Annotated in this window: 21 protein-coding genes and 1 pseudogene; 13 read left to right on the forward strand and 9 right to left on the reverse strand. The window is 45.2% G+C overall.

All coding sequences use genetic code 11. The annotated features are described in order from the left end of the window. Positions 1 to 118: 118 nt before the first annotated feature. Positions 119 to 1920 (reverse strand): annotated as a pseudogene (locus RWY97_RS08190) (reverse transcriptase/maturase family protein). Positions 1921 to 2839: 919 nt separating this feature from the next. Between RWY97_RS08190 and rsfS the strand changes: the two are divergent. The 3 genes from rsfS to RWY97_RS08205 are packed head-to-tail and all read left to right on the forward strand — an operon-like array spanning position 2840 to position 6167. Next, on the forward strand, positions 2840 to 3199 hold the full coding sequence (rsfS, locus tag RWY97_RS08195) for a ribosome silencing factor (protein WP_021584454.1): 360 nt from the start codon (positions 2840 to 2842) through the stop codon (positions 3197 to 3199). A gap of 14 nt (positions 3200 to 3213) precedes the next feature. Then, positions 3214 to 5247: an ATP-dependent zinc metalloprotease FtsH gene (gene ftsH / locus RWY97_RS08200; RefSeq protein ID WP_315566577.1), complete on the forward strand. Its 2034-nt coding sequence runs from the start codon at positions 3214 to 3216 to the stop codon at positions 5245 to 5247. A 56-nt stretch (positions 5248 to 5303) separates the two neighbouring features. Beyond that, positions 5304 to 6167: a phosphatidate cytidylyltransferase gene (locus RWY97_RS08205; RefSeq protein WP_315566578.1), complete on the forward strand. Its 864-nt coding sequence runs from the start codon at positions 5304 to 5306 to the stop codon at positions 6165 to 6167. 209 nt (positions 6168 to 6376) lie between these two features. Here RWY97_RS08205 and lpxB read toward each other — a convergent pair whose 3' ends face one another. Both lpxB and surE read right to left on the reverse strand, forming a co-directional pair. Then, positions 6377 to 7519, reverse strand: a complete 1143-nt coding sequence (lpxB, locus tag RWY97_RS08210) for a lipid-A-disaccharide synthase (RefSeq protein WP_021584450.1) — start codon at positions 7517 to 7519, stop codon at positions 6377 to 6379. A 57-nt stretch (positions 7520 to 7576) separates the two neighbouring features. Continuing rightward, a complete protein-coding gene (gene surE / locus RWY97_RS08215; RefSeq protein WP_021584461.1) occupies positions 7577 to 8353 on the reverse strand; it encodes a 5'/3'-nucleotidase SurE in 777 nt (258 codons plus the stop codon). A 113-nt stretch (positions 8354 to 8466) separates the two neighbouring features. On the opposite strand from surE, the gene RWY97_RS08220 reads away from it, so the two are divergent. The 5 genes from RWY97_RS08220 to RWY97_RS08240 all read left to right on the forward strand — a co-directional run bounded on the left by RWY97_RS08220 (position 8467) and on the right by RWY97_RS08240 (position 14664). Next, positions 8467 to 9234, forward strand: coding sequence for a ParA family protein (locus RWY97_RS08220; RefSeq protein WP_021584448.1), 768 nt, complete (start codon positions 8467 to 8469; stop codon positions 9232 to 9234). 116 nt (positions 9235 to 9350) lie between these two features. Next, positions 9351 to 10244, forward strand: coding sequence for a ParB/RepB/Spo0J family partition protein (locus RWY97_RS08225; RefSeq protein WP_273177483.1), 894 nt, complete (start codon positions 9351 to 9353; stop codon positions 10242 to 10244). Between the two features lie 4 nt (positions 10245 to 10248). Beyond that, positions 10249 to 10977, forward strand: coding sequence for a DUF5683 domain-containing protein (locus RWY97_RS08230; RefSeq protein ID WP_315566581.1), 729 nt, complete (start codon positions 10249 to 10251; stop codon positions 10975 to 10977). A 31-nt stretch (positions 10978 to 11008) separates the two neighbouring features. Then, the gene (locus tag RWY97_RS08235) at positions 11009 to 12355 is read left to right on the forward strand and encodes a lytic transglycosylase domain-containing protein (protein WP_315566582.1); all 1347 of its coding nucleotides are present in this window, start codon (positions 11009 to 11011) and stop codon (positions 12353 to 12355) included. A gap of 26 nt (positions 12356 to 12381) precedes the next feature. Further along, complete coding sequence (locus RWY97_RS08240; protein ID WP_273177488.1) at positions 12382 to 14664, forward strand: RelA/SpoT family protein; 2283 nt, start codon at positions 12382 to 12384, stop codon at positions 14662 to 14664. A 62-nt stretch (positions 14665 to 14726) separates the two neighbouring features. Here RWY97_RS08240 and RWY97_RS08245 read toward each other — a convergent pair whose 3' ends face one another. Further along, positions 14727 to 15077 carry a MerR family transcriptional regulator gene (locus RWY97_RS08245; protein WP_021584457.1) on the reverse strand — a complete coding sequence of 117 codons (351 nt, stop codon included), beginning with the start codon at positions 15075 to 15077 and terminating at the stop codon, positions 14727 to 14729. A 575-nt stretch (positions 15078 to 15652) separates the two neighbouring features. On the opposite strand from RWY97_RS08245, the gene alaS reads away from it, so the two are divergent. Then, positions 15653 to 18274: an alanine--tRNA ligase gene (alaS, locus tag RWY97_RS08250; protein WP_315566618.1), complete on the forward strand. Its 2622-nt coding sequence runs from the start codon at positions 15653 to 15655 to the stop codon at positions 18272 to 18274. 94 nt (positions 18275 to 18368) lie between these two features. Here the strand turns inward: alaS and RWY97_RS08255 are convergent, their stop codons facing one another. The 3 genes from RWY97_RS08255 to RWY97_RS08265 all read right to left on the reverse strand — a co-directional run bounded on the left by RWY97_RS08255 (position 18369) and on the right by RWY97_RS08265 (position 20493). Then, positions 18369 to 19019 (reverse strand): SprT-like domain-containing protein, encoded by a 651-nt coding sequence (locus RWY97_RS08255; protein WP_315566584.1) that lies wholly within the window; start codon positions 19017 to 19019, stop codon positions 18369 to 18371. 76 nt (positions 19020 to 19095) lie between these two features. After that, positions 19096 to 19614, reverse strand: coding sequence for a hypothetical protein (locus tag RWY97_RS08260; RefSeq protein ID WP_315566585.1), 519 nt, complete (start codon positions 19612 to 19614; stop codon positions 19096 to 19098). 336 nt (positions 19615 to 19950) lie between these two features. Continuing rightward, entirely contained in the window at positions 19951 to 20493 is a 543-nt protein-coding gene (locus tag RWY97_RS08265; protein ID WP_315566587.1) for a redoxin domain-containing protein, read from the reverse strand. Between the two features lie 217 nt (positions 20494 to 20710). Between RWY97_RS08265 and RWY97_RS08270 the strand changes: the two genes are divergently transcribed. Genes RWY97_RS08270 through RWY97_RS08285 form a run of 4 tightly spaced genes read left to right on the forward strand, consistent with a single transcriptional unit; the run spans position 20711 to position 23644 of the window. Continuing rightward, the gene (locus RWY97_RS08270; RefSeq protein WP_315566588.1) at positions 20711 to 21610 is read left to right on the forward strand and encodes a diaminopimelate dehydrogenase; all 900 of its coding nucleotides are present in this window, start codon (positions 20711 to 20713) and stop codon (positions 21608 to 21610) included. A 29-nt stretch (positions 21611 to 21639) separates the two neighbouring features. After that, entirely contained in the window at positions 21640 to 22038 is a 399-nt protein-coding gene (locus RWY97_RS08275; protein WP_021584479.1) for an FMN-binding protein, read from the forward strand. A gap of 37 nt (positions 22039 to 22075) precedes the next feature. After that, complete coding sequence (locus RWY97_RS08280) at positions 22076 to 22786, forward strand: ABC transporter ATP-binding protein (protein ID WP_315566593.1); 711 nt, start codon at positions 22076 to 22078, stop codon at positions 22784 to 22786. A 21-nt stretch (positions 22787 to 22807) separates the two neighbouring features. Beyond that, positions 22808 to 23644 (forward strand): CvfB family protein, encoded by an 837-nt coding sequence (locus RWY97_RS08285; RefSeq protein ID WP_315566620.1) that lies wholly within the window; start codon positions 22808 to 22810, stop codon positions 23642 to 23644. Positions 23645 to 23943: 299 nt separating this feature from the next. On the opposite strand, the gene trxB is transcribed toward RWY97_RS08285, so the two are convergent. Continuing rightward, positions 23944 to 24891 carry a thioredoxin-disulfide reductase gene (trxB, locus tag RWY97_RS08290; protein ID WP_315566595.1) on the reverse strand — a complete coding sequence of 316 codons (948 nt, stop codon included), beginning with the start codon at positions 24889 to 24891 and terminating at the stop codon, positions 23944 to 23946. Between the two features lie 176 nt (positions 24892 to 25067). Beyond that, on the reverse strand, positions 25068 to 25619 hold the full coding sequence (locus tag RWY97_RS08295; protein WP_021584476.1) for a glutathione peroxidase: 552 nt from the start codon (positions 25617 to 25619) through the stop codon (positions 25068 to 25070). Positions 25620 to 25697 lie beyond the last annotated feature (78 nt).

Consider the following 25697-nt stretch of genomic DNA (forward strand, 5'->3'; position numbering starts at 1 on the left):
TGCTGTAGGCTCGGCACTCGGCGCCTTGCCGTCTTGCGACGGTAGGTTTCCGAGAGCCTGCCCCCGAACCGTACGTACAAGTCTCCTTGTATACGGCTTTCCGTTGGTTTTTCTCATTTTAGTGAACATGAATTTTAGCATTACAGGTTTCAAAACAGCCAAAGTTTTACGGTGTTTTTTGAGCATCTGTTGTTCCCACTCATTCTCTCCTTTGAGGTCTTTGAGTGTACGCACGTGATGCATCACCGTTTTACCTTCCACTCCACATAATTCACACCTTTCAGCTTTCAGTCTCTCAACAAGACTCGGATAAGGACTGATGTTTGTGTTCGGAATGTTGTCGCATTGGGCATAATCTTTAGCTGTCTTTCGTCTAAAACCTTCATTATAAAGCACTCTGACTTTCTTTTGCCCTTTCTTGTCTATGTAGGGTATGATAAAGTCTTTGCCTTTGCGGAGTTTCTTTATCATCTGCGCCATAGTCATGTTTTGTTTTTGAGCAATAGTTTTGAACATACTGTACTTCATATTGAATCCGAATGAATTGCCGAGATATGAAATGTTGTTAGCAATAGAATAGTAGTTGTAGAATCCCCTTATTTCTGCATTGTATTGTGCGAGAATATCTTCTGGCTTCATTCCTATCATGTATGAACGAGTTTTCGGTTTCCAGACTTCTTTACCCTTAACTTGCTTGATGTATACGGCATCATAGTCCAGTAATTTCCGTCTGACCGTCTCGTTGGATACGTTTAGGACAATTCTACCATTGAAGGGTCTTTTCAAAACTCCATTTCTATTACGCCTTAGAGCTTGGGACTTGCGAACATAGATTTCATAACCGAGAAATTTGGCAGGATTTTGTGCATGCGTTATTAGCGTTTTCTCTTCTGACAACTTCAATTTGAGTTGCTCACTCATGTATTGAGCGATGTTCGCTTTGATTTGCATACACTCAGCCTTGCTGCCAATAACTCCAACAAGAAAATCATCAGCATATCTCACATATTTCAATCTTTTGAATGTTTCGTCCATATTTAAGCCATAGGGCGTATTAATCATCTCTTTCTCGATTTTCCGAATCTCATCCATCAGTTGTTCTCTGACAGATTTATTCTGCTCGGATTTGTTTTTTGCTACCAGCCTGCTTCTTTTATTTTCAAGACGTTTATACTCCGTACTGCCCCGTCTTTCCTTGCCTTTATCAAAAGATTGGGCATATTCCTTCATATACTTGTCGAACTTGTCAAGGTAGATGTTTGCCAAAATGGGGCTTATCAATCCTCCTTGCGGTGTTCCGCTATATGTTTTGTGGAATTTCCAATCTTCCATGTACCCTGCGTTCAGAAACTTCCAAATTAAGCGTATAAACCTTTCATCGGCTATTCGTTCTTTCAAGGTCTTTACAAGAACTTCGTGGTTAATGTTGTCGAAGAAGCCTTTAATATCTCCTTCAATGAACCACTTTGTTCCACTGAACGACTTCTGAATGTGGGTCAGTGCAGTATGGCAACTCTTATTGGGCCTGAAACCATGAGAGGTGTATTCAAAATACCCTTCATAAATGGCTTCAAGAATCATTCGTGTTACCTCTTGTACCAACTTGTCTTCAAAAGAGGGAATTCCAAGCGGTCTTTTCTTGCCGTTCTTCTTTGGAATATACACCCTCTTGGCAGGATGTGGCTTATAAGTCTCATTTTTGAGACTTACGATAAGGTTATCTATTCTCTGAATACTCATCTGGTCAATTGTTTTGCCATCTGTTCCTGATGTCATATTGCCCTGCTTAGCGTAAATGCACTGGTAAGCAGTATAAAACATCTGTTCATTAAATAGATTACGGTACAGCCTTTCGTACTTGTAGTCCGAATCAGTGCTGTGTTCACTTAAAATGTTTAATACATTCTCTGAATTTCTCATACGTCTCACACGTCTTTCTTTGTTTGTATTAAAGTTTCCAACTGCTTCCCTTCGCCATGTACAGGACGTTATCCTGCTCGGACTACTACGGAAGCTCCGTTGCCATATCAGGTTTTCAGAGGCTATACCTCATAGCCTTTCGGCTCCCCAACTTAGGCAATCCCCATTTAGCTAGCATAATAACTATTAGCGCGACAAGCTGTCGGATGCGACGTTCGACCTTTTCTCCGCATATTGCGGCTGTGCTGTAGTCTGTTCTTTTGCTCTATCCGTCCGATACATCGGAAGAGTACTACAGCGAGACGTTTATAATTGCCTTCCGTTACGGCTCATTTAACAGCCACTGGACTATCGTTCAACCAATTTAGGCTTCATCCTTGTGCTTGTCTTTCTACCTCGTCATTCAGTCGCCACATGGCAATTTGTGGACTTATGCCTTTACCGACATGCTACACTCCCCATTGGATTTCCCCTTTGGATAAGTCGGTTGGTAGTAGGTTATTTCAAAGAACACGAACCTAATCTCTTGCTAAGGAGATATTTATTATGCAGCCGTATGGGCGCACTATCGGAAAATCAGATTGCCGTTAAATTATATAAATTGCCTGATACGATCAAATTTTGTAAGCATAAACTTTTTGATAAACTCAAAGTCGTGGATATTGCAGAAGCATTATCTTATGCAGTTACTTATAACTTATTCTAATGATACCCGACCTATGCCGTCCATCGACATGTCGTATACTTGTGCCCCACTACTATGCGAGTAGTGGGGCACAAGTATACGACTGCTCAACGAGTAGGAACATAGGCGAACTGGATAACAAGATATCTCCAAAAAAATCCAAATAAAAGCGGCATTATATTGCTATCTCAATAAATAACTGTAATTTTGTAATTCATAATGAAACAACATTGAATGATTAAGACAAACGAACTGGTAAAGACGATAACCAAGGGGATTCAAGAAAAGAAAGGGAGTGGCATAGTTATTGCAGATCTCGGAAATATAGACGGAGCCATTGCCCGATATTTCGTGATCTGTCAAGGCAATTCGCCCTCACAAGTAGAAGCAATTGCCGAATCGGTAGGTGATTTTGCTCGGAAAGACGGTGGCGAAAAGCCTACTCACGTAGTCGGATTGGGAACAGACCAATGGGTGGCGATGGATTACAGTGATGTGATGGTACACATCTTCTTGCCTGAGACACGCGCATTCTACGACTTGGAAAATCTTTGGCAGGACGCGAAATTGACCCGTTTACCAGACATAGATTAATCAATTAAGAACAAATGAACAATAACAACAATCCCTTTAACGGCCCGGATCAACAGCCGAAGATGCCCCGATTCAATATGAATTGGGTCTATGCCATCGTGTTGGTAGCGCTCATCGTACTGTTTCTTTCGGGTGGCGGCGAGGCGCTTGGCGGCAACGGAGCCAGCCAACAGGCCACTTACACCAGGTTTAAAGAGTATGTCGAGAAAGGTTACGCACAGAGTGTGGTGGTCAATAAGAATGAGGGTACGCTGCGAATGTATGTCAAAGCCAAGAATGTTCGCGATGTTTTCAATATGTCGGCCAAGCAAGTGGGAGCACATCCATATGTGAATGTTGACTTCGGCTCTATCGATGAGCTGGACAAATATCTCACCGTTGAACAGCAAAAGGGTAAGATCGTTGATTTCAGTTACGAAAACAAGCGAGGCAACGATCTGATAAACATCCTCCTCAATCTGTCTCCTTTCATTCTGATGGCCGTGGTTTGGATCTTCTTGATGCGGCGTTGGGGCGGTGGAACCGGTGGGGGCGGCGTGTTCAATGTAGGCAAGAGCAAGGCCCGAATGTATGAAAAGGGAAACGAGATAGGCATTACTTTCAAAGACGTTGCCGGTCAGGCAGGTGCCAAACAAGAGGTTCAAGAGATCGTGGAGTTTCTTCGGAATCCGCAGAAATACACCGACTTGGGGGGCAAGATACCGAAAGGCGCATTATTAGTGGGACCTCCCGGAACGGGAAAAACGTTGCTGGCTAAAGCTGTTGCGGGCGAAGCGGGCGTGCCGTTCTTCTCGATGAGCGGCTCAGACTTCGTTGAAATGTTTGTAGGCGTAGGTGCCAGTCGTGTGCGCGACGCTTTCCAAAAAGCCAAAGAGAAAGCTCCGAGCATCATCTTTATTGATGAAATCGACGCGATTGGCCGTGCCCGGAGCAAAAATCCGGCTATGGGCGGTAACGACGAACGCGAAAATACGCTCAATGCACTGCTTACCGAGATGGACGGATTCGGTACCAACAGCGGCGTTATCATTCTCGCAGCCACTAACCGAGTAGATATGCTCGACAGTGCATTGCTCCGTGCGGGCAGGTTCGATCGTCAGATCAATGTCGATTTACCTGACCTGACCGAGCGAAAAGAAATCTTCCAGGTGCATCTTCGCCCTGTCAAGATAGACGAAAGTCTTGACATCGACTTGTTGGCACGGCAAACCCCGGGTTTTTCAGGCGCAGATATAGCCAACGTTTGCAATGAAGCTGCCCTGATTGCTGCCCGACACGATAAGAAAAAAGTGGGTAAACAAGATTTTCTTGATGCCGTAGACCGCATCATCGGAGGTTTGGAGAAGAAGACGAAAGTGATGACCGCCAAAGAGAAACGCACCATTGCACTGCACGAAGCTGGTCACGCTACGGTGTCGTGGTTCTGCGAACACGCCAATCCTTTGGTCAAAGTATCCATCGTTCCGCGTGGGCGCGCATTGGGAGCAGCGTGGTATCTGCCCGAAGAACGCCAGATAACGACTAAAGAAGAGATGCTCGATGAGATGTGTGCACTCTTCGGCGGGCGTGCAGCCGAGGAACTTTTCACCGGTCATATATCGACAGGTGCAATGAACGATTTAGAAAGAGCTACCAAGAGTGCATATGGAATGATTGCCTATGCAGGTATGGGCGACAAACTGCCGAATGTTTGTTACTATAACAATCAGGAATATCAATTTCAGCGTCCGTACTCAGATACAACCGCAAAGATTATGGATGACGAGGTGATCAAAATGCTCAACGAACAGTATGAGCGTGCAAAGAAAATCCTGATAGAGCATAAAGAGGGGCACAATCAGCTGGCAGAGCTCCTCATTCAGCGTGAAGTCATTATGGCAGAGGATGTGGAACGCATCTTTGGTAAGCGTCCGTGGGTGAGTCGCTCGCAAGAACTGATGGAAGACAACGAACCTAAACTCGAAGATATGCCTGACGAAGTGAAGCTGGCACAGGCTGAATTCAAACAGTCGGAAGCCGATAAACAGGCTGACGAAAACAACAAATAACAATCACGGCCGACTTGGGACGCACAGTCCCTAGTCGGTCTTTTAACTGTAAAAAGATGAGCAGCAAGACCAAAAACCTTATTGTCCGTACAATTACGGGCGTGCTTTTCATAGCCATAATGGTATCGGGATTTCTGCGTCCGCAGGCTATGGTGTTCCTATTCAGTCTCATTACGGGCCTCACGATATGGGAATACTGCTCGTTAGTGAATGAATTAAAGACTGTCACCGTTAATCGTTTTATCGCTACGGTGGCCGGAGTCTACTTCTTTCTGGCTGTTGCCGGCATCAACAGCGGTTACATTCAGACCAACGGTGTGTTTGTTCCTTATCTGCTGACGATTGTTTATCTCTTCGTCAGCGAACTCTACACGCGCAACGAAAACGCCATACACGACTGGGCCTATACAATGCTTTCGCAGATGTATATCGCTCTTCCGTTCTCAATGATCAATGTTTTGGCATTCCGACAGGCCCCCGACGGCGACATACATTATTATTATCTCCTGCCGCTCAGCGTGTTTATCTTTCTGTGGACGAACGATACCGGTGCTTATTGCACTGGTTCGTTGTTGGGCAAACACAAGCTATTTCCACGTATCTCACCTGCCAAGAGCTGGGAAGGCAGCATTGGCGGAGCTCTCTTCGTACTCATTGCAGCTGCTGTTGTGGGCTATTTAGAATCACAGAGTAATGCGCTTTCGGGGCTCACCATTGTTCAATGGTTAGGTCTGGGGTTCGTTGTTACCGTCTTCGGAACATGGGGTGACTTGGTGGAAAGCCTCTTCAAACGTACCTTGGGCATTAAAGACAGCGGCAATATTTTGCCTGGACACGGCGGAATGCTCGACCGTTTCGACTCATCTTTAATGGCGATTCCTGCCTCTGTGGTATATCTTTATACTTTGAGTCTTTGTTAGAATTATGACATTCGATTATTCGACTGATTGCGACTAACTGTTAGTTGTATTGCAATTAACAGTTAGTTACAACGCGAAAAGCCGTTAATCGGACGACGATTAACGGCTTTTCGCAAGCCAATTTACGCTTGATCACTTTCGGGACTGCCGTTTTGGCTGCGACAAAAAGGCAGTATCACTTGATCGCCTTTCCCCTTTCGGCCACCCTTTCAGGCGTTTTTTAACAAGCGGATCATCATCTTTGCAGCTTGATCGGGGGCTATATCGTCACCCAAACGATGACGAATGTCGGCATAGTCTTGCAACATTTTCGCGCGATAAGACATGTCGTTGAGGAGCCGGTTGAGTTCTCCGGCGATGTTATCTACAGTGAACCGATCAGCCAATAGCTCTTGGACGACTTCACGATCGGCAATGAGATTGACCAGAGAGATATATTTCACTTGGATGATATGATTGAAAGCGAAACGGATGAGATGCGGAACGGGCGTCTCATAACACACCACTTGGGGAACATCCAACAATGCCGTCTCGAGCGTTGCAGTTCCGCTTGTGACAAGCGCTGCGGCCGAATGCGAGAGGAGTGCGTATGTTTGATCTTTCATCAACACGACATTCGTACCCGAAATGAATTTCTCATAATACGCCTCTTCAATCGACGGCGCACCCGCCAACACCATTTGGCAATTCGGGAAACGGCCGGCAGCTTCGATCATAGCGGGTAAATTATCTTTGATTTCCTGTCGTCGACTGCCTGCCAACAAAGCAATGACAGGTTTGTCGAGCGCCAATCCATTCTTTCTTTTAAAAGCTTCGGCCGTCTGCTGATAATCTTTTCGGAACAGCCGAACCTCATCTGCCGTAGGGTTTCCCACATAATGGATAGGATAATGATGCTTCTGCTCATAGAAAGGGACCTCAAATGGCAGAATCGAGAACAGTTCGTCGACATCTCTCTTGATGTTTTTAATGCGGTATTCTTTCCATGCCCAGATCTTCGGTGAGATGTAATAGTAGACGGGGATACGGCTGTGCGCGTGGATATAACGGGCAATATTGAGGTTGAAACCGGGATAATCGACCAAAATCAAAACGTCGGGCTGCCACTGAATGATGTCTCGTTTGCATGTGGCCATTGCCTGAAAGATGGTGCGCAAGTGCAGTAGCACAGGCACGAATCCCATATAAGCCATATCCTTATAGTGACGAATGCATGTGCCCCCAACCGCAGTCATCAGATCGCCGCCCACAAACCGGAACTCGGTTTGCGGGTCTTCAGCTTGCAAGGAGCGCATTAGGTGTGATGCGTGAAGGTCGCCCGAGGCTTCGCCTACTATCAAATAATACCTCATTTTAATTGAAAGTTAAGGGCTGAAAGTCAAGAGTTGTCCAATTAGAATTGTCAATTGTCAGTTCTCAACGATCAACTTCTGCACCTCTTTCATTGCTTCATATGCCGTGACATCCATCGTTGTAGGCGTTATCGAGACGTAACCGTGTGTGAGAGCCCAGCTGTCTGTGTCCTCAGCCTGCGGTTCATCGTTGGTATATTCACCCGTCATCCAAAAGTAATCATAACCGTGCGGATGACGCATTTTCACGCATTCGTTATCCCACGTGCCGTAAGCCATCCGGCAAATTTTCACACCTCGGAACTCAGTCAGCTTCGGGAAGTTGACGTTTAGACACACGCCTTTGGGCAAACCGGTCGTTAACACACGTGTGACAATCTGTCGAACAAGCGGTCGCAAGGGCGTAAAGTCGGCGTCATCACGATGATCACAGAGCGAGAAAGCTATCGAAGGAATATATTTCATACAGCCTTCCATCGTAACACCCATCGTTCCGCTGTAATGCGAATTAACTGAAGCGTTATCTCCATGATTGATTCCGCCGATTATAATATCAGGCTTTCGGTCATGGAAAAACTGATCCAAAGCCAACTTTACACAGTCAGCCGGTGTACCGCTGCACGACCATACTTCGGCATTTTCAATCGGCCGGCGCAGCTTCAAGCGCAAAGGCTCGGCTGCAGAAAAGGCACAAGAGAATCCCGAGCGGGCCGATTCAGGGGCACAAACAAGAATATCGCCTAAATCACTGAGCATTGCTACCAAACTGCGTAACCCTTTGGCGTGATAACCGTCATCGTTTGAGATTAATATAAAAGGTCTCTTTTTATCCATAAATTATAACTGTTTTCAGATTGCAAAAGTACGAAAAAACCTTTAATCTACCGCTTTCTCACATAAAATATGTATCTTTGCAATCTACATTTCATAGAAGAAAGAAGAATCAAATGGGAAAAATTATCGCATTAGCCAATCAAAAGGGAGGTGTCGGTAAGACGACAACGACCATCAATCTTGCTGCTTCGCTTGCTACACTCGAGAAGAGTGTCCTTGTGGTTGATGCCGACCCGCAGGCCAATGCATCAAGTGGCTTGGGCGTAGACATCAAAGAGGTGGATTGTTCTCTTTATGAGTGCATCATCGATCACGCTGATGTGCGCGATGCAATCTATACCACCGATATCGACGGTTTAGACATAATCCCAAGCCATATCGACCTTGTAGGAGCGGAAATAGAGATGCTCAATATCGAGAATCGTGAGAAAGTGATCAAGAATTTGCTTGATACCATCCGCCAAGAATACGACTATATCCTTATCGATTGCTCACCTTCGTTGGGCCTGATCACTGTAAATGCTCTCACGGCTGCTGATTCCGTAATCATTCCTGTACAATGCGAATACTTCGCTTTGGAAGGAATCAGCAAACTGCTGAATACAATTAAGATTATCAAAAGCAAGCTCAATCCGGCTTTGGAGATTGAAGGTTTCTTGCTGACAATGTATGACAGCCGGTTGCGTTTGGCCAACCAGATTTATGACGAGGTAAAACGCCACTTCCAAGAACTGGTCTTCAAGACTGTTATTCAGCGCAATGTGAAGCTCAGCGAGAGTCCGAGCCACGGTCTTCCGGTTATTCTTTACGATGCCGATTCTACCGGATCAAAGAATCATTTGGCACTGGCTAAGGAGATTATCAGCAAGAGCGAGAGTTAGGGTTTTAGTTTTTGAGTTTTCGAGTTGATAGGTTTTCTCTATTGAGATATATCGGCTCTGAACTCAAAAACTAAAAAACTTGAGAACTCAAAAACTAAAATAACTCATCAACTTATATGGTTGTACATAAGAAATTCAATGCGCTGGGGCGTGGACTCGATGCTCTTATTTCCACCGAAGCAGTTCGTACTCAGGGCAGTTCGACGATAAACGAGATCCAGATAGACCAGATTCAGGCCAATCCGAACCAACCTCGGCGCGAGTTTGACGAAGAATCGTTGCAAGAATTAGCCCATAGTATTCGCGAAATCGGCATTGTTCAGCCTATCACACTGCGTCAGATTGCCGACAACAAATTTCAGATCGTAGCCGGCGAACGGCGCTGGCGAGCCTCACAGATCGCTGGATTGAAAGCCATTCCAGCCTACATCCGTACCATCGACGATGAAACTGTGATGGAAATGGCACTTGTCGAGAATATCCAACGTGAAGATTTGAACGCCATCGAAATTGCTTTGGCCTACGAACATTTGATGGAAAACAGCGGAATGACACAAGAGAAGGTGGCTGAAAGAGTCGGAAAGAGTCGTACGGCAGTGGCTAACTATCTGCGATTATTGAAACTTCCCGCCCAGGTTCAAATGGCTTTACAAAAGAAAGAGATTGATATGGGGCACGCCAGGGCCTTACTCTCACTCGAAAGCCCGTCTATGCAAATCAAACTTTTCAAGGAAATACAGAAAAACGGATACTCGGTACGCAAAGTGGAAGATCTTGTGCGCAATTTTAAAAGCAGTGAAACCGATGGCGACGAATTACAGAAGATTACCCTGCGACCCCAACTCCCCAAAGAGTTCAATGTCTTGAAAAAACGCCTCTCTGCGTTCCTTAATACCCAAGTACAAATGAGTTGTTCGGCAAAAGGCAAAGGAAAAATTACTATTCCGTTTGCAGACGAACAGGAATTGGAACGCATTATGAACATTTTCGATAAACTGAAAGAGCAGTAACAGCGTGGACAGACATCATCATAAGATATTACTTTTATTGCTGATTGTCAGTATTTTATTAGTCATTGCCCCCCGATCGGTATTCGCTGGGGAACTGGACACATTGCAAGTAACGGTCAATCACGATGCAAAAAGCATCGAATTGGAAAGCGAAACACCGTTAGATACACTGCAAAAGACCGTTCTTCAGAATACGCCTAAAAAGAAACCGGTACGCGATTGGGCCACTTGGCATCCCAATCCCAAGCGAGCACTGTGGCTTGCATTGGTTCTACCTGGTGCAGGACAAATCTATAATCGTAAGTATTGGAAGTTACCATTAGTATATGGAGGCTTTGTTGGCTGTGTCTATGCAATGCGATGGAACGACCAGATGTACCACGATTACTCACAGGCATATTTAGATATATCGGATGATGACCCCAACACGCAGAGCTATAACCAGTTTCTGCATTTAGGAAAAGCCATTACTAAGGAAAATATGGCTACCTATCAGAATCTCTTCAAGCAGCGAAAAGATCGCTATCGGAGATGGCGCGATCTCAGCTTCTTTTGTCTTTTGGGCGTCTATGCTTTGTCGGTCATCGACGCTTATGTAGATGCTTCGCTCTCTGAATTTGACATTTCAAATAATCTCAGTCTACGAGTTGAACCGGCCATCATCAATAATCGTATTTCGCGTAACCCATTTACGGCTTCTGCTGTGGGACTACAATGCAGCTTGAACTTTTAAAACGGAAACAGAAAAAACAGCAAACAAAATAATGAAAAGAATTTATTTACAGATAGTCACAATGTTCTTCTTTAGCGTTTGCACCATACAAGCGCAGACAGAAGATAAGAAAGCTAACGAGATTACGGTTACTAATGCACAAGGCAAACAAGAAGTGATCGATGTGCCCGAGGCTATGAACACAGAAGTTGACAGTCTGCTGAATTTATATTACACGAAAAACTACCTCCATCCGGATACCGGTTGCAATCTGCCCAACGTGAATCCGATTTACGATAAAAGTGTTTACATCGATCGTTTGAGGCGAATCCCGTCGGTGATAGAGCTTCCCTACAATGAAGTTGTGCAAAAGTTCATCGACCGTTATAGCGGGCGTCTGCGCCGTTCGGTAAGTTATATGCTTGGTGCATCTAACTTTTATGTTCCGATCTTTGAACAGGCGCTTGAGACTTACGGGCTTCCGCTCGAACTAAAATATCTTCCCGTAATCGAGTCTGCGCTCAACCCGAAAGCCGTTTCACGTGTAGGTGCCACGGGATTGTGGCAGTTTATGCTTGGAACGGGCAAACGGTACGGCCTTGAAGTGAACTCGCTTGTCGATGAAAGACGCGACCCCGTAAAGGCATCTTATGCCGCTGCACATTACCTGAGCGATTTATACAAGATCTTCGGAGACTGGAATCTCGTCATCGCTGCTTATAATGCGGGCCCCGATAAGATAACAAAGGCCATCCATCGAGCCAAAGGTCAGACCGATTATTGGCAAATTTACCCTTATCTTCCGCAAGAAACGAGAGGCTATGTACCTGCTTTTATCGCGGCCAACTACATTATGAACTATTACTGTGAGCACAATATCTGCCCGTTAGTAACAGATCTTCCAGCCAAGACCGATACCGTTTTAGTGAACCGTGATATTCATTTTGACCAGATTGCCCATGTGCTTCATATCGATACCGAGCAATTATTGGAACTTAATCCACAGTATCGTCGCAATGTAATCAATGGCAGTTCGCAGCCGTCTGCATTGCGTTTGCCCGCTGCTTTAATCAATACCTTTATTGATAAAGCCGACTCCATTTATGCGTATAACCCCGACGAGCTGCTCAACAAGCGTACAGAGGTTGTTGTGAATGATGATGTTCCGATGTATACGAGTCCTCGGAAGACTTACAGTCGTAAGTCGGGCAGGCGCACAAAAGAGACTCGTCGGCACGGGAAAAAGCAGCGTTTGCAGGGCAAGAGTATTACAATTAAGGATGGTGATACGCTCTCTGAAATTGCCGCCCGTAATCACACAACAGTCAAGAAACTGCGAAAACTGAACAATATAAGCGGTTCTAATATTCGCACCGGCAAGAAAATCAAAGTTAAGTAAGGCGTCTTCATACAGCAATCAACAATATGGAAACAGACAAGATACAGCAAGACGACAAAGAGAAAGAGGCCACCGAGAATCGAATGGTTGACCAGGCGTTTCAGCATTTGCTTGAAACATACTTGGCATCACGCCATCGCAAGAAGGTGGATATCATCACTAAGGCTTTCCATTTTGCGCGTCAGGCACATAAAGGAGTGCGTAGACTGTCCGGCGAACCATACATAATGCATCCCATTGCGGTTGCTCAGATTGCCTGTGAAGAGATGGGACTCGGGTCGACCAGCATCTGTTCGGCCTTGCTCCACGATGTAGTCGAAGACACGGATTATACTGTCGAGGATATTGAAAACATCTTCGGCCCTAAGATTGCACAAATAGTCGACGGATTGACAAAGATTAGCGGCGGCATATTCGGCGATAAAGCGTCGGCCCAAGCAGAGAATTTCAAGAAGCTTTTGCTCACAATGAGCGATGATATACGTGTTATTCTCATCAAAATTTGTGACCGGTTGCACAATATGCGCACGTTGGCCAGCCAACCGGCAAACAAGAAATACAAGATCGCTGGTGAAACTTTGTATATCTATGCACCGTTAGCCAATCGTTTAGGATTGAATAAAATCAAGACCGAACTTGAAGATTTGAGTTTCCGCTACGAGCATCCCGAAGAATATGAAAATATTAAGCGCAAACTCTCTCTGACCAAAGAGCAACGCGACCTACTGTTTGAACAGTTCACGGGTCCTATCAAATCGGCTCTCGATAAGATGGGAATCGGTTACCAAATCAAGGCTCGTGTAAAAAGTCCTTACTCTATTTGGAGTAAGATGCAGAATAAACACGTCACCTTTGACGAGATTTATGACATCCTCGCTGTGCGTATTATCTTCACGCCTAAACAGCAAGAAGACGAAATAAACGAATGCTTTAATATCTACGTTGCCATCAGTAAAATCTACAAATCACACCCTGACCGACTGCGCGATTGGCTCAATCATCCCAAGGCCAACGGTTATCAGGCTCTCCACGTGACGCTGATGAGCAAGCAAGGACGATGGATCGAGGTGCAGATTCGCAGTGAACGGATGAACGAAATTGCCGAACAGGGGTTCGCAGCACACTGGAAATACAAGGCTGGTAATGAAATAGCCGAAGACGAGGGCGAACTGAACGACTGGTTGGGAACCATCAAAGAGATTCTCGATGACCCGCAACCGGATGCAATGGACTTTCTCGATGCCATCAAACTCAATCTTTTTGCGTCCGAGATATTTGTTTTCACGCCCAAAGGAGAAATTAAAACACTGCCCGCCGGATGCACGGCGCTCGACTTTGCATTTCAAATTCACACGTTCTTAGGTAGTCATTGCATTGGTGCCAAGGTCAATCACAAACTTGTTCCGTTAAGTCATCGTCTGCAAAGCGGCGATCAAGTGGAGATACTTACATCCAAATCACAACACGTTCAGCCTTCGTGGATCAACTTCGTATCTACTGCCAAGGCCAAGGCTAAGATTCAAGCGATTCTCAGAAGAAACAATCGCGAGGTGCAAAAGCACGGTGAAACGCTACTGAACAACTGGTTGAAAAAGAACAATTTAGAGTTGACGACCTCGGTGTTAGACCAACTTTGTAGGTTTCATGAAGTGCAAAAGTACGATAATCTTTTCTTAGCTTTAGGCGAAAAAACCATTATTCTTGGTGACAAAGATCTCGATGAGCTGCACGGAAGGAACCGGGATAGGGAATCGGGAACATCGGGTTGGCGCAGATATGTACCTTTCTTGGGCCACGATAAAAAGAAAAAAGCAGTGGCGGAAACCACCGATCCACTTATCGTCGATAAAGATTTCAACAAGAAAAAGCCCTGTATTATCACCGAAAATTCCATTGGTCGCTATATCTTTCCTACCTGTTGCCATCCTATTCCGGGCGATGATATCCTTGGATATATCGATAATAAGAATCAGATTGAGATTCACAAGCGTACCTGTTCGGTAGCAAGCAAACTCAAATCCAGCTTCGGTAATCGCATTCTTGATGCCCAATGGGATATGCACCGTAAGTTACTCTTCGATGCAACGATTGCTATTCACGGTATCGATCGTACCGGAATGTTGCACGATGTGGCTGATGTCATCTCCGGCGAACTTAATGTAAACATCCATAAAATCACCATTTCCAGCGATGAAGGTATCTTCAACGGAATCATTGAACTGCGCGTTCACGACCGCGAAGATGTAAAAACCGTTATGGATCAGCTCCGAAAAATTCCCGATATGCAAGAACTCCAAGAGCTACTTTGAGCTTTTACTAAGACGAAAAGGGGATGCCATCTTGCAAAATGACATCCCTCTTTATTATAAATTCACACCAAACCGTCAAGCTGAAGCTTGAGTTCTTTCAGTTGATCACGTACGGAGATGAGGGTAGTAAGTACTTCCGCACTTTTGTCAACCCCCTTTCGATTCTCGTTGATCATCTTTCTCGCAGCTGCTAATTTGAATCCCCGCACTTTCACCAGCGTGTAGATACTGCGCAAGAGTTCAATATCCTTCTCGGTATATTGTCTGACTTTCGTAATTGATTGCGTCTTAGGCTTGAGCTGCGGGAGCTCCGTCTCCCAATATCTCAGGGTACTTTCGTTCACGCCTATCATCGCTGCAACTTCCTTAATGGAGTAATACAACTTCAAATTTTTATCCGGATTCAGTGGCATAACAATCTACTTTGTCTGCAAAAATACTGAAAATATTCAAGAAAACTATTCCCTTTTCTCCTTATTTTATATATCTTAGAGAACGGCCTCACCCTCTATCTCTCTCCCTTGGGAGAGAAAACATATCCATTAGTCGGTAAACGCACAGCTTATAATCATCTGTATTAGAGAGGAAAACGTCTTGTTTATCTGTATTGGAGGACGATTGGTACATCATCCTCCAATCAAACATAAATCCAAAAGAATAAAAACGGAACAGAATTTGTATGTGATTGATTTTCTGCAACATACAGATCTTTTTTCAATTAATGGTTACTTGCACGGCAATTAACGGTTGAACGCACAATGAAAAACGGTTAAACGACAAGTGTTTAACCGTTAATTACAGGACGATTGACAGTTCATCAGGAAGCAATTTGTATATCATTGATTATCAGTAACATATAATAAGCCGCAACATTTTTCCCTTGGGGGCTTCTTTCTAAAAATAATTCACCCAACCATAAGGTTTGAAAAAAATTGCGTACTTTTGCATTCAATTATTCAAGAATATATCAATTCTGGCGAAATAAATGATGATGACAGCGAATGAAATACGCGACTCATACAAGAAATTCTTTGAGTCGAAGGGACATACCATCGTGCCTTCTGCGCCGATGGTCATCAAAGACGATCCCACACTGATGTTTACCAATGCGGGAATGAATCAGTGGAAGGACATCATTTTGGGCAACAAACAGCCCGAACCGCGCCGCCGCACCGACTCACAGAAGTGTCTGCGCGTGAGCGGTAAGCACAATGACCTCGAAGAAGTGGGGCACGACACTTACCATCATACGATGTTTGAGATGCTTGGAAACTGGAGTTTCGGCGACTATTTCAAAGAAGGCGCCATCGATTATGCGTGGGAATATCTGGTAGATGTGCTGCATCTCAATCCCGACGACTTGTATGTAACGGTGTTTGAAGGCGCTCCCGAGGAGGGACTTTGTCGTGATTCGGAGGCGGCTTCCTATTGGGCGAAGCACGTTCCGACCAGTCATATCATCGACGGTAACAAGCACGATAACTTCTGGGAGATGGGAGATACAGGGCCGTGTGGCCCTTGTTCGGAGATACATCTTGATTCGCGCACACCCGAAGAGAAAGCAAAGACACCGGGACGAACGCTTGTCAACAAGGACGATCCGCAGGTAATCGAGATCTGGAACATTGTTTTTATGCAGTATAACCGCAAAGCCGACGGGTCGTTGGAGTCGCTTCCGATGCACGTTATTGATACGGGTATGGGCTTCGAACGCCTTGTTCGTGCCCTGCAAGGCAAGCACTCTAACTACGATACGGATATATTCCAACCCATTATCAAAGAGATTTGTCGGCTCACCGGCCACGAATACGGCAAAGACGAAGCTACGGACGTGGCGATGCGTGTGGTTGCCGACCATCTCAGAGCAGTGGCTTTCTCCATTGCCGACGGGCAATTGCCGGGCAATGCAAAGGCCGGTTATGTCATTCGTCGCATTCTTCGGCGTGCCGTTCGCTATGCTTACACGTTCTTAGGACAGAAAGAAGCCTTTATGTATAAGCTCCTCCCGGTGCTCATTCACGAGATGGGCGAGGCTTATCCTGAGTTATCCGCGCAGCGAGAACTCATCGGACGGGTGATGAAAGAGGAGGAAGACTCGTTCCTCCGCACGTTAGAGAAAGGTATCTCGCTGCTTTCCGATGCGATCGATGAACTCAAATCGGCCGGCAAAACACAGCTCGACGGGATACAAGCATTCCGACTTTTTGACACGTATGGATTCCCCTTAGATCTCACCCAACTGATTTGCCGCGAACATGGAATAACTGTCGATGAAGCGCAATTTGATGAGGAGATGCAGAAACAGAAATCTCGCGCACGCAATGCAGCGCAGGTTGAGAACAGTGATTGGGTAGAAGTGCACAGTGGTGAACAGCAGTTCGTAGGCTACGATTACACCGAATACGAGTGCAGAATACTGCGTTACCGCAAGGTTACACAAAAAAAGAACTCGTTTTTCGAGCTCGTTCTCGACTTCACTCCATTCTATGGAGAGATGGGCGGACAGGTAGGTGACCAGGGAGTGCTGGTCAATGAGAACGAGACTGTCAACGTTCTCGACACCAAACGAGAGAATAACCAAAGCATACACATCGTTAAAGAACTGCCCAAAGACCCCGAAGCGCCGTTTATGGCGTGTGTAGACACTGAGAAACGAGAGGCCAGTGCAGCTAATCATACAGCCACTCACCTGCTTGATTACGCGCTGAAACAAGTCTTGGGAGACCACGTTGAGCAGAAGGGTTCGTATGTTTCGTCCGACACATTGCGGTTTGACTTCTCGCATTTTCAAAAGGTCAGTGATGCAGAAATCCGTCAAGTGGAGCGCTTGGTCAATGAAATGATTCGCCAAGACTTCCCTCTCGACGAGCACAGAGACACGCCGATGGAGGAAGCTAAACAAATGGGCGCTGTGGCATTGTTCGGTGAAAAGTACGGCGATAAGGTGCGCGTGGTACGCTTCGGACCGTCTTGCGAGTTTTGCGGAGGCATCCACGCCAAGAGCACCGGTCGTATCGGGCTGTTCAAAATCATCAGTGAGAGCTCCGTGGCAGCAGGTATTCGCCGCTTCGAAGCTATCACCGGAAAGGCTTGCGAAGAGTCTGTCTATGTCTTGGAAGATACGATCAAGGATCTCAAAGCCCTCTTCAACAATGCCAAAGATCTGAAAACCGTCATCACAAAGTATATCGACGAGCACGAAGCAATGCGTAAAGAGATTGATAAGTTTCAAGCACAAGCTGTGGAACGGACCAAGAATCTGCTCATCGAGCGTGCCGAAACAATCAACGGAACGACTGTGATCAAAGCCGTGTTGCCTATCGATCCCAACGTGGCTAAGGACCTCGTGTTCAAGATTCGGGAATCGATTCCAACGCATTTGCTGTGTGTTATCGGTTCAACCGCTAACGAAAAACCTCTGCTGAGCGTGATGTTGAGCAACGATTTGGTGAAGGATCACGACCTGAATGCAGGTCAGATGGTGCGCGAAGCAGCCCGACTCATCCAAGGAGGAGGCGGTGGTCAGCCGCATTATGCATCTGCCGGCGGCAAGCATCTCGATGGTTTGACGGCCGCAGTGGATCGAGTTGTCGAATTGGCGAAGCTTTGATACGAGCCTGGGATTAAGAATTTGAAGAATAAAGGAGTTAAGCCGAATGTAAAACGAATGGCTTAACTCCTTTTCTTTTTCAGTGTTTGAATGCTCAATCAACTACTATCTGTCGCATCGAGGGCAGCATCTCGTCGAACAAGTTACGACTGACACGCCGTCCGCGAAGGCTTCGGACAACTGGATAAGTAGCAAAACGAGTATCCGAAGAGATGTACCACGCGAAATGATTTACTGTAAATAATTGCTTCAATTGTGCGTTGATACGAGTAGCATAACCACGATTTACCACCGAGAAATAGCACTCACCGCTTTGCATTTCCAATGCCAATACTAAATAATCAGTTGTTTTTTGAGATACGACAGCACATCCAATCTTATTCATTCGGGCACTAACTGAGATTTCCCAACCGTACTTTCGATTGAGTGCATCCATCATTTCGCGAAACACGATGCCGTGAGGCGAAGTATCTTTCACGCCCGTATAAGCAATAGAATAATGTATCATTTCGTGTAAAAGCGTGTTTTGGAATTGCCGTTCGGTCTGTTCATAATAGATACTCAGGCGTATCGCGTAGTCAGAAAAAGTTGTTTTCCCACAGCGAATACGTCTCTTACAGGCCATCGTTCCCAATTGGGTACGCGACTGGGAGAGTGCTAACTTCGGACGAGGAAGTCCTCCGCCGAAGTATTCTCGATTGAATCGGTCAAACCAAAAGGTAAGCCACGCGAGATCAATCGTCATAAAGGATGACCTCCCTCAGCCCCTCTGAAAGAAGGGAGAATGATTGAATAGTAAATGGAAAATATTGATAAACTAATCATTTGTTATGTAATTCGGCTACAAGATATTCTGAACAAGTGCCTATCCGGTGTAAATCGCTCATCATCACGATTTTGAGCGGTTGCTTCAACGACCTGGCTGTGAGCAGTTCAATCGGCCGACGCACCTTGTTCCGATAATGAACGTTACCGTAAACAAAGATTCCCACAATGAGAAACAGCATTGCCAAGCTCCCCTTCGCACTGTTGATGAGCAGCGATGAAGGCATGATGTGTACGAGTCTACCAAGATCTAAAAGCCCGAACAGCATCACTACATAAAGCAAAATAAAGATAGATGATGTGCCGATCTCATACATCGGCACGGCTACTGATATTGGTACGCGATCCAATCCGAGACCGAAGTCTACGAAAAGCAGCACGATCGACAGAGCCAACAGTACCACAATGCCGGCTTTAAAACCTGTATTCAATGGCAGAATCTGCCAAATACGCCAAAGAGAATAGGCTGTTCCGAGAATCGGAAGCAGCAAAAAGAACATTATCCCTAATTTCATCGCTGCACAGGTAATGCAAAAAATCCGAACGGAAAATGCATAATTGATGAAAGCCTCATCCCCGTCTCCTCTCCAAAAGGAGAGGGGAGAGGCTGTTCTTTATATTTTATTGATAATCAGATAGATATAAGATACTCTGTAATTAACGATTTCCCGCATTGCAAGTCGCGGTTAAATGCACTGCAATCAACCGTTAATTATACGCCGTTTAACCGTTAAATGCAAGGTGTTTAACGGTTAATTGGAATGCACTTTATATTCTGTTGATTCTCAACAATATACGAGCTATGATTCGCCTTACCTACCATTCATTCAGATGCAGAGGCAAGATAGTGCTTATTTTGTATCGAATAGCTCATTGAGTGCTTTCTCCAACTTATCCGAGAGTACGGTTCCAAGAATCACTTTACCGTCTTTCCCGATGAGATACAGGGCCGGAATCCATTTCACGCCGTATGCTTTTGCAATGTCGGTATTGTGAAATTTCTTCAGCTCACTTACCTGAACGTAAGGGATATTGAACTTTTCCACCCCTTTGCGCCAGGCTTCACGATCGGTGTCGAATGACACACCGATAAACTCCACGCCGCGTTTGTGAAACTCGTTGTACATCCGCACCACATTCGGAGCATCTTTCCGACAATCCGGACACCACGAAGCCCAAAAGTCAATCACCACATAACGGCCTTGGAGTCGGGCCGAATCGAAATCCTTTCCGTCGAGAGTTTTCAAGTTGAAAGCCGGAGCCTGTACTCCCGGTTTCAGCATTTCGGTGGCATACTTGGCATCGTCGTCCGACTCGGGAGTCGTCTGTGCCGTGACAGAAAGTGCAGAAAACGCCATCGCTAACAATGAGATGGCCATACGTAAATGTTTCATTTTCTATTTCTTTTATCATTATTGTAGGCTGCAAAGATACGGATTAATTCATAATTTATAACGCATAATACATAATTTAAAGACCGAATGCCTTTTCGAAAGCCCTTTAACGAACTTTCATATAAAAAAGAGACGGAATAAACAGACATTTATGAGAAAAAGAGTAATTTTGTCGTCGTAATCAGGTAATAATTAAACGCTACCAAAATAGATGAATATGAAAAAGATAAGAGCAGTCGTTGTAGGTTACGGCAACATCGGACGCTATGCCGTGCAGGCATTGGAAGCAGCCCCGGACCTTGAGATCGCAGGTATCGTTCGCCGAAACGGCGCTGACAATAAACCGATGGAGTTGGCCCCATACACGGTGGTTAAGAATATCAAAGAACTGGAAAACGTAGACGTTGCCATCTTGGCAACACCCACACGAAGCTGCCCTGAGTATGCCAAAGAGATTCTCTCGTTGGGCATCAACACCGTAGACAGCTTCGATATTCATACAAGTATTCTCGACTATCGTGCTCAGTTGGCGCCCATCTGCAAAGAACATCAAGCTGTTTCGGTGATTGCTGCGGGTTGGGATCCAGGTTCCGACTCCATCGTTCGTACTTTAATGCAGAGCCTCGCGCCCAAAGGTCTCACCTATACCAACTTCGGGCCGGGTATGAGTATGGGCCATTCGGTATGTGCTCGCGGCAAAGCGGGGGTGCAGAATGCCCTTTCGATGACCATCCCTTTGGGTGAAGGAATCCATCGAAGGATGGTCTATGTGGAGTTGGAAGACGGTGCCAAGATAGAGAATGTAAGTAAACTGATTAAAGAAGACCCGTATTTCGCCAACGATGAAACACATGTTTTCTCCGTACCTTCGGTTGATGCTGTGCGCGATATGGGTCACGGCGTACATCTGGTACGTAAAGGTGTGAGCGGAAAAACACAGAATCAGCGTCTTGAATTTGATATGAGTATCAACAATCCGGCACTGACAGGACAAGTGTTGGTCAACGTTGCGCGCGCATCTATGCGTCAACAGCCGGGCTGCTACACGATGGTAGAAATTCCGGTCATTGATATGCTCGCGGGCGAAAGAGACGAATTAATCGGTCATTTGGTATAAAAATTGTGTAAAATATAAATAGAAAAACGATGAATAAGTATTTCAAGATGATGCTTCCGGCCTTAGCTGTTGCCGCAATTGTAGTATTTGCCAGTGCAAAACAAGATGATGAAGTCATCACCAAGCGTGAAGGAATAACTATTGTCAATACAACTTCACTAAGTAAAAACGTCAAAGGATTTAAAGGTTCGACACCCGTTAAAATCTATATAGAAAAGGATAAGGTGGTGAAAATAGAGGCTTTGTCCAACAAGGAGACGCCGAAATTCTTTGAAAAAGCCAAGACTGTGCTTGCCACTTGGGAAGGAAAATCTGTTAAGAAAGCAGCCAAACAAGATGTAGACGGTGTCAGCGGAGCTACATATTCATCCAAGGCACTGATCAAGAACGTGCAATTGGGTTTGCAATACTACAACGAGCACAAGTAGATTCCACATTTTTCACAAAGGAACAATTGTACTCACAATGATCAATATTCAAGGAATAACCAAGAGTTTCGGGGTGTTGCAGGTGCTCAAAGGCATTGACCTGCATATCGACAAGGGCGAAGTGGTAAGTATTGTCGGCCCGAGCGGAGCCGGAAAAACTACGCTTCTGCAAATCATCGGTACGCTCGACAGACCCAACAGCGGCTCAATTGAGGTGAACGGAATCGATATTTGCTCATTGAATACAAAGAAATTGAGCGACTTCCGCAATCGAAACATCGGCTTTGTATTCCAATTCCATCAGCTGTTACCTGAGTTTTCGGCCTTGGAAAACGTAATGATTCCGGCCTTTATAGGTGGTATCGGTAAGAGCGAAGCCAAGGAACGAGCCAAAGAATTGCTGGCTTTTATGGGACTGAACGACCGCATTCACCATAAGCCCAACGAACTCTCGGGAGGCGAAAAACAGCGTGTTGCCGTAGCACGAGCCCTGATCAACAACCCCGCCGTTATCCTTGCAGACGAGCCGAGCGGTAGTCTTGACACCCAAAACAAGGCAGAACTCCACCGACTATTTTTCGATTTGCGTGACAAATTCGGGCAAACTTTCGTCATAGTCACCCACGACGAAGAGCTTGCAAACATCACCGATCGCACCATTCATTTAAAAGACGGAATGATTGTCGATACCGATACTCCGACAAAAACTCCGCTCCCTGAAAGCGAAATATCTGAAATCGAGAAGTAAGGGAGATATCAACAAGCAATGATGAAACGAATCAAATTAGGCGAATACAATCGACTTACCATTGTGAAGGCCGTGGATTTCGGGCTCTATCTCGACGGAGGAGATGAGGGAGAGATTCTTTTGCCAAGTCGATATGTGCCGAAAGACTGTCGGATTGGTGATGAATTAGATGTTTTTATCTATCTCGACAATGAAGAACGAATCGTTGCCACGACCCAGAAACCATTGGCAAAGGTAGGCGATTTTGCCTATTTGGAGGTGTCATGGGTCAACGAATACGGCGCATTTTTGCATTGGGGACCGCTGAAAGACCTCTTTTGCCCGTTCCGCGAGCAGAAAATGAGGATGGAAATAGGCGAAAGTTACATCGTATTTGTGTATATCGACAGAGAGAGTTATCGTATCGCGGCCTCTGCTAAGATTGAACACTACTTGCAAAAAGACACTCCGCCCTATACCGTCGGTACTGAAACGGATCTGCTGATATGGCAGAAGACAAACTTGGGATTTAAAGTTATTATTGATAATCGATATCAGGGACTGGTCTATGAAGACCAAATATTCAAGCGAATTCATACCGGCGACCGGATGAAAGGTTATATCTCACAGGTGCGCGAAGACGGGAAACTTGACGTAACACTGCAACCCTTAGGCTATCAGCAGGCCCGTGCTTTCTCGGACACATTGCTGCAATATCTCAAAAACAACGGAGGCTTCTGTGATTTAGGCGACAAGAGTGATGCTGAAGATATCAAACGCCGCTTTCAGGTAAGCAAAAAAACATTCAAAAAGGCCGTCGGCGATCTGTATAAACGATGCTTGATCGTGCTCGACGAGCAAGGAATCAGACTCGTGTAATCTCTTATCTCATCACCATTCCATCAGCTTTCTGAATCGAATGAGAACCGATTTCAGCACGGGCTCTATTCAATCAAATAAAAAAGTATGGACTTTTAAATCAGAAAATCTGTATCTTTCAGAAAGTACTAATATACAAATGGAAGTCAACCAACAACCAATCGCCTTTCATTTAACGGTTAATTGCAATACAAAGGAGCATAAGAGAAAGTGAAAAAGGTGAAAAGTAAAGGGGTGAAAAGAATGATTAGAGAAGTAAAATCATTCTTTTCACCCCTTTACTTTTCACCTTTTCATCGTTATTTATTGATGTCTGCGAGATAGCGTTCGGCTTCTAAGGCAGCTTTGCAACCGCTTCCTGCGGCCACGACGGCCTGCCGATAGACACGATCTGCACAATCTCCGGCAGCAAAGACACCCGGAATGTTGGTGCGAGGAGTACCTTCGATGGTCTTAATATACCCCACTTCGTCGAGGTCGATCCAGTCTTTGAACACGTCGGTGTTAGGTTTATGACCGATGGCGAGGAAGAAACCATTGAGCGGGAGATCGTATTTCTGTTCATCTGCTTCACCTTTTCGCTTAATGAGATGTGCCCCTTCAAGTCCGTTTTCACCGTAAAGGCCGAGTGTATTGTGCTCGTAAAGAATTTCGATTTTCTCATTATCTTCTACCCGTTTCTTCATAACCTCAGAAGCACGAAGATAAGGTTTGCGTACAATCATATATACCTTGCTGCACAATCCGGCCAGATAGGTAGCCTCTTCGCAGGCTGTATCGCCGCCACCTACAACTGCAACAACTTTCTTGCGATAGAAAAAGCCGTCGCAGGTAGCACACGCACTGACCCCCTGTCCATTGTATTTCTTCTCGTCTTCAAGGCCAAGATACTTGGCAGAAGCACCTGTTGCAATAATGACAGTCTCTGCTTCGATTTCCGTTCCACGGTCGGTAGTGAGTACATAAGGTTGTTTGCTTAAGTCGGCTTTGGTGATAATTCCGTCGCGGATATCTACACCGAAACGCTCGGCCTGCTTTCTCAGGTCCATCATCATCTGATTGCCGTCTATGCCTTGTGGGTAACCCGGGAAGTTTTCTACCTCTGTGGTCTGTGTGAGTTGGCCTCCCATCTGCAATCCGACGTACTGGATGGGGTTGAGATTAGCCCGTCCTGCATAAATGGCAGCTGTATATCCTGCCGGTCCGCTGCCGATAATTAAGCAGCGTGTGTATTCTCGTGAATCCATAAGTTGATAAGTTTTAAATTGATAAATCTTTGAATTTTATAAGTTTTTTAGTTGATGGAGCTTCAGTTTTACCGTTCACTATCAGCTATAAATTGTTGGTTTATAAGTTGATGAGTTTTTAAGTTAGTAAGAAAACTTATAAACTTAAAAACTCATCAACTAACAAACTCACGCTACTATTTCAGCAATTCCTCAATCTCTTTGGCTATATTCTCGATCTTTTCAGTAGGTTCGAAGCGAGCGATAACCTGTCCTTTCTTATTGATGAGGAATTTAGTAAAATTCCATTTGATGTCGTTTTTCTGCTTATAGTCGGGATCTTGCTCAGTCAACATCTTTTCCAAGATAGGTGCAATGGGATGACTCATATCCCAACCGGCAAAACTTTTCTGCTCTTTTAAAAACTTATAGAGAGGGGAGGCATCGTCTCCGTTGACTTTAATCTTTTTAAAACGCGGGAACTCCGTACCATAATTGAGCTTACAAAACTCGTGAATTGACTCGTCAGTACCCGGTGCTTGTTGTCCGAATTGGTTGCAGGGGAAGTCTAATATTTCAAATCCCTGTGCGTGATATTTCTCATATAATTTTTCCAACTCTTCATATTGGGGAGTGAAACCGCATTTGGTGGCTGTGTTTACAATGAGGAGAACCTCGTCTGAATACTCTTTGAGAGATACTTCTTTATCCTTTCTGTCCTTGACAGAGAATTCGTAAACTGTTTTCATTTTTATCTTTTCTTTAATTGATAACATTGCAAAGATAGTAATTTTAGATGGAAAACGACGGTCGAGTAGGTGGAATTA

The sequence above is a fragment of the Hoylesella pleuritidis genome, from assembly GCF_963541955.1.
Lineage (GTDB): Bacteria > Bacteroidota > Bacteroidia > Bacteroidales > Bacteroidaceae > Prevotella > Prevotella pleuritidis.

Coding starts and splice junctions, on each gene's coding strand:
- rsfS (WP_021584454.1), top strand. CDS start 2,840: ATGATTAAGACAAACGAACTGGTAAAGACGATAACCAAGGGGATTCAA.
- ftsH (WP_315566577.1), top strand. CDS start 3,214: ATGAACAATAACAACAATCCCTTTAACGGCCCGGATCAACAGCCGAAG.
- RWY97_RS08205 (WP_315566578.1), top strand. CDS start 5,304: ATGAGCAGCAAGACCAAAAACCTTATTGTCCGTACAATTACGGGCGTG.
- lpxB (WP_021584450.1), bottom strand. CDS start 7,519: ATGAGGTATTATTTGATAGTAGGCGAAGCCTCGGGCGACCTTCACGCA.
- surE (WP_021584461.1), bottom strand. CDS start 8,353: ATGGATAAAAAGAGACCTTTTATATTAATCTCAAACGATGACGGTTAT.
- RWY97_RS08220 (WP_021584448.1), top strand. CDS start 8,467: ATGGGAAAAATTATCGCATTAGCCAATCAAAAGGGAGGTGTCGGTAAG.
- RWY97_RS08225 (WP_273177483.1), top strand. CDS start 9,351: ATGGTTGTACATAAGAAATTCAATGCGCTGGGGCGTGGACTCGATGCT.
- RWY97_RS08235 (WP_315566582.1), top strand. CDS start 11,009: ATGAAAAGAATTTATTTACAGATAGTCACAATGTTCTTCTTTAGCGTT.
- RWY97_RS08240 (WP_273177488.1), top strand. CDS start 12,382: ATGGAAACAGACAAGATACAGCAAGACGACAAAGAGAAAGAGGCCACC.
- RWY97_RS08245 (WP_021584457.1), bottom strand. CDS start 15,077: ATGCCACTGAATCCGGATAAAAATTTGAAGTTGTATTACTCCATTAAG.
- alaS (WP_315566618.1), top strand. CDS start 15,653: ATGATGACAGCGAATGAAATACGCGACTCATACAAGAAATTCTTTGAG.
- RWY97_RS08255 (WP_315566584.1), bottom strand. CDS start 19,019: ATGACGATTGATCTCGCGTGGCTTACCTTTTGGTTTGACCGATTCAAT.
- RWY97_RS08260 (WP_315566585.1), bottom strand. CDS start 19,614: ATGAAATTAGGGATAATGTTCTTTTTGCTGCTTCCGATTCTCGGAACA.
- RWY97_RS08265 (WP_315566587.1), bottom strand. CDS start 20,493: ATGAAACATTTACGTATGGCCATCTCATTGTTAGCGATGGCGTTTTCT.
- RWY97_RS08270 (WP_315566588.1), top strand. CDS start 20,711: ATGAAAAAGATAAGAGCAGTCGTTGTAGGTTACGGCAACATCGGACGC.
- RWY97_RS08275 (WP_021584479.1), top strand. CDS start 21,640: ATGAATAAGTATTTCAAGATGATGCTTCCGGCCTTAGCTGTTGCCGCA.
- RWY97_RS08280 (WP_315566593.1), top strand. CDS start 22,076: ATGATCAATATTCAAGGAATAACCAAGAGTTTCGGGGTGTTGCAGGTG.
- RWY97_RS08285 (WP_315566620.1), top strand. CDS start 22,808: ATGAAACGAATCAAATTAGGCGAATACAATCGACTTACCATTGTGAAG.
- trxB (WP_315566595.1), bottom strand. CDS start 24,891: ATGGATTCACGAGAATACACACGCTGCTTAATTATCGGCAGCGGACCG.
- RWY97_RS08295 (WP_021584476.1), bottom strand. CDS start 25,619: ATGAAAACAGTTTACGAATTCTCTGTCAAGGACAGAAAGGATAAAGAA.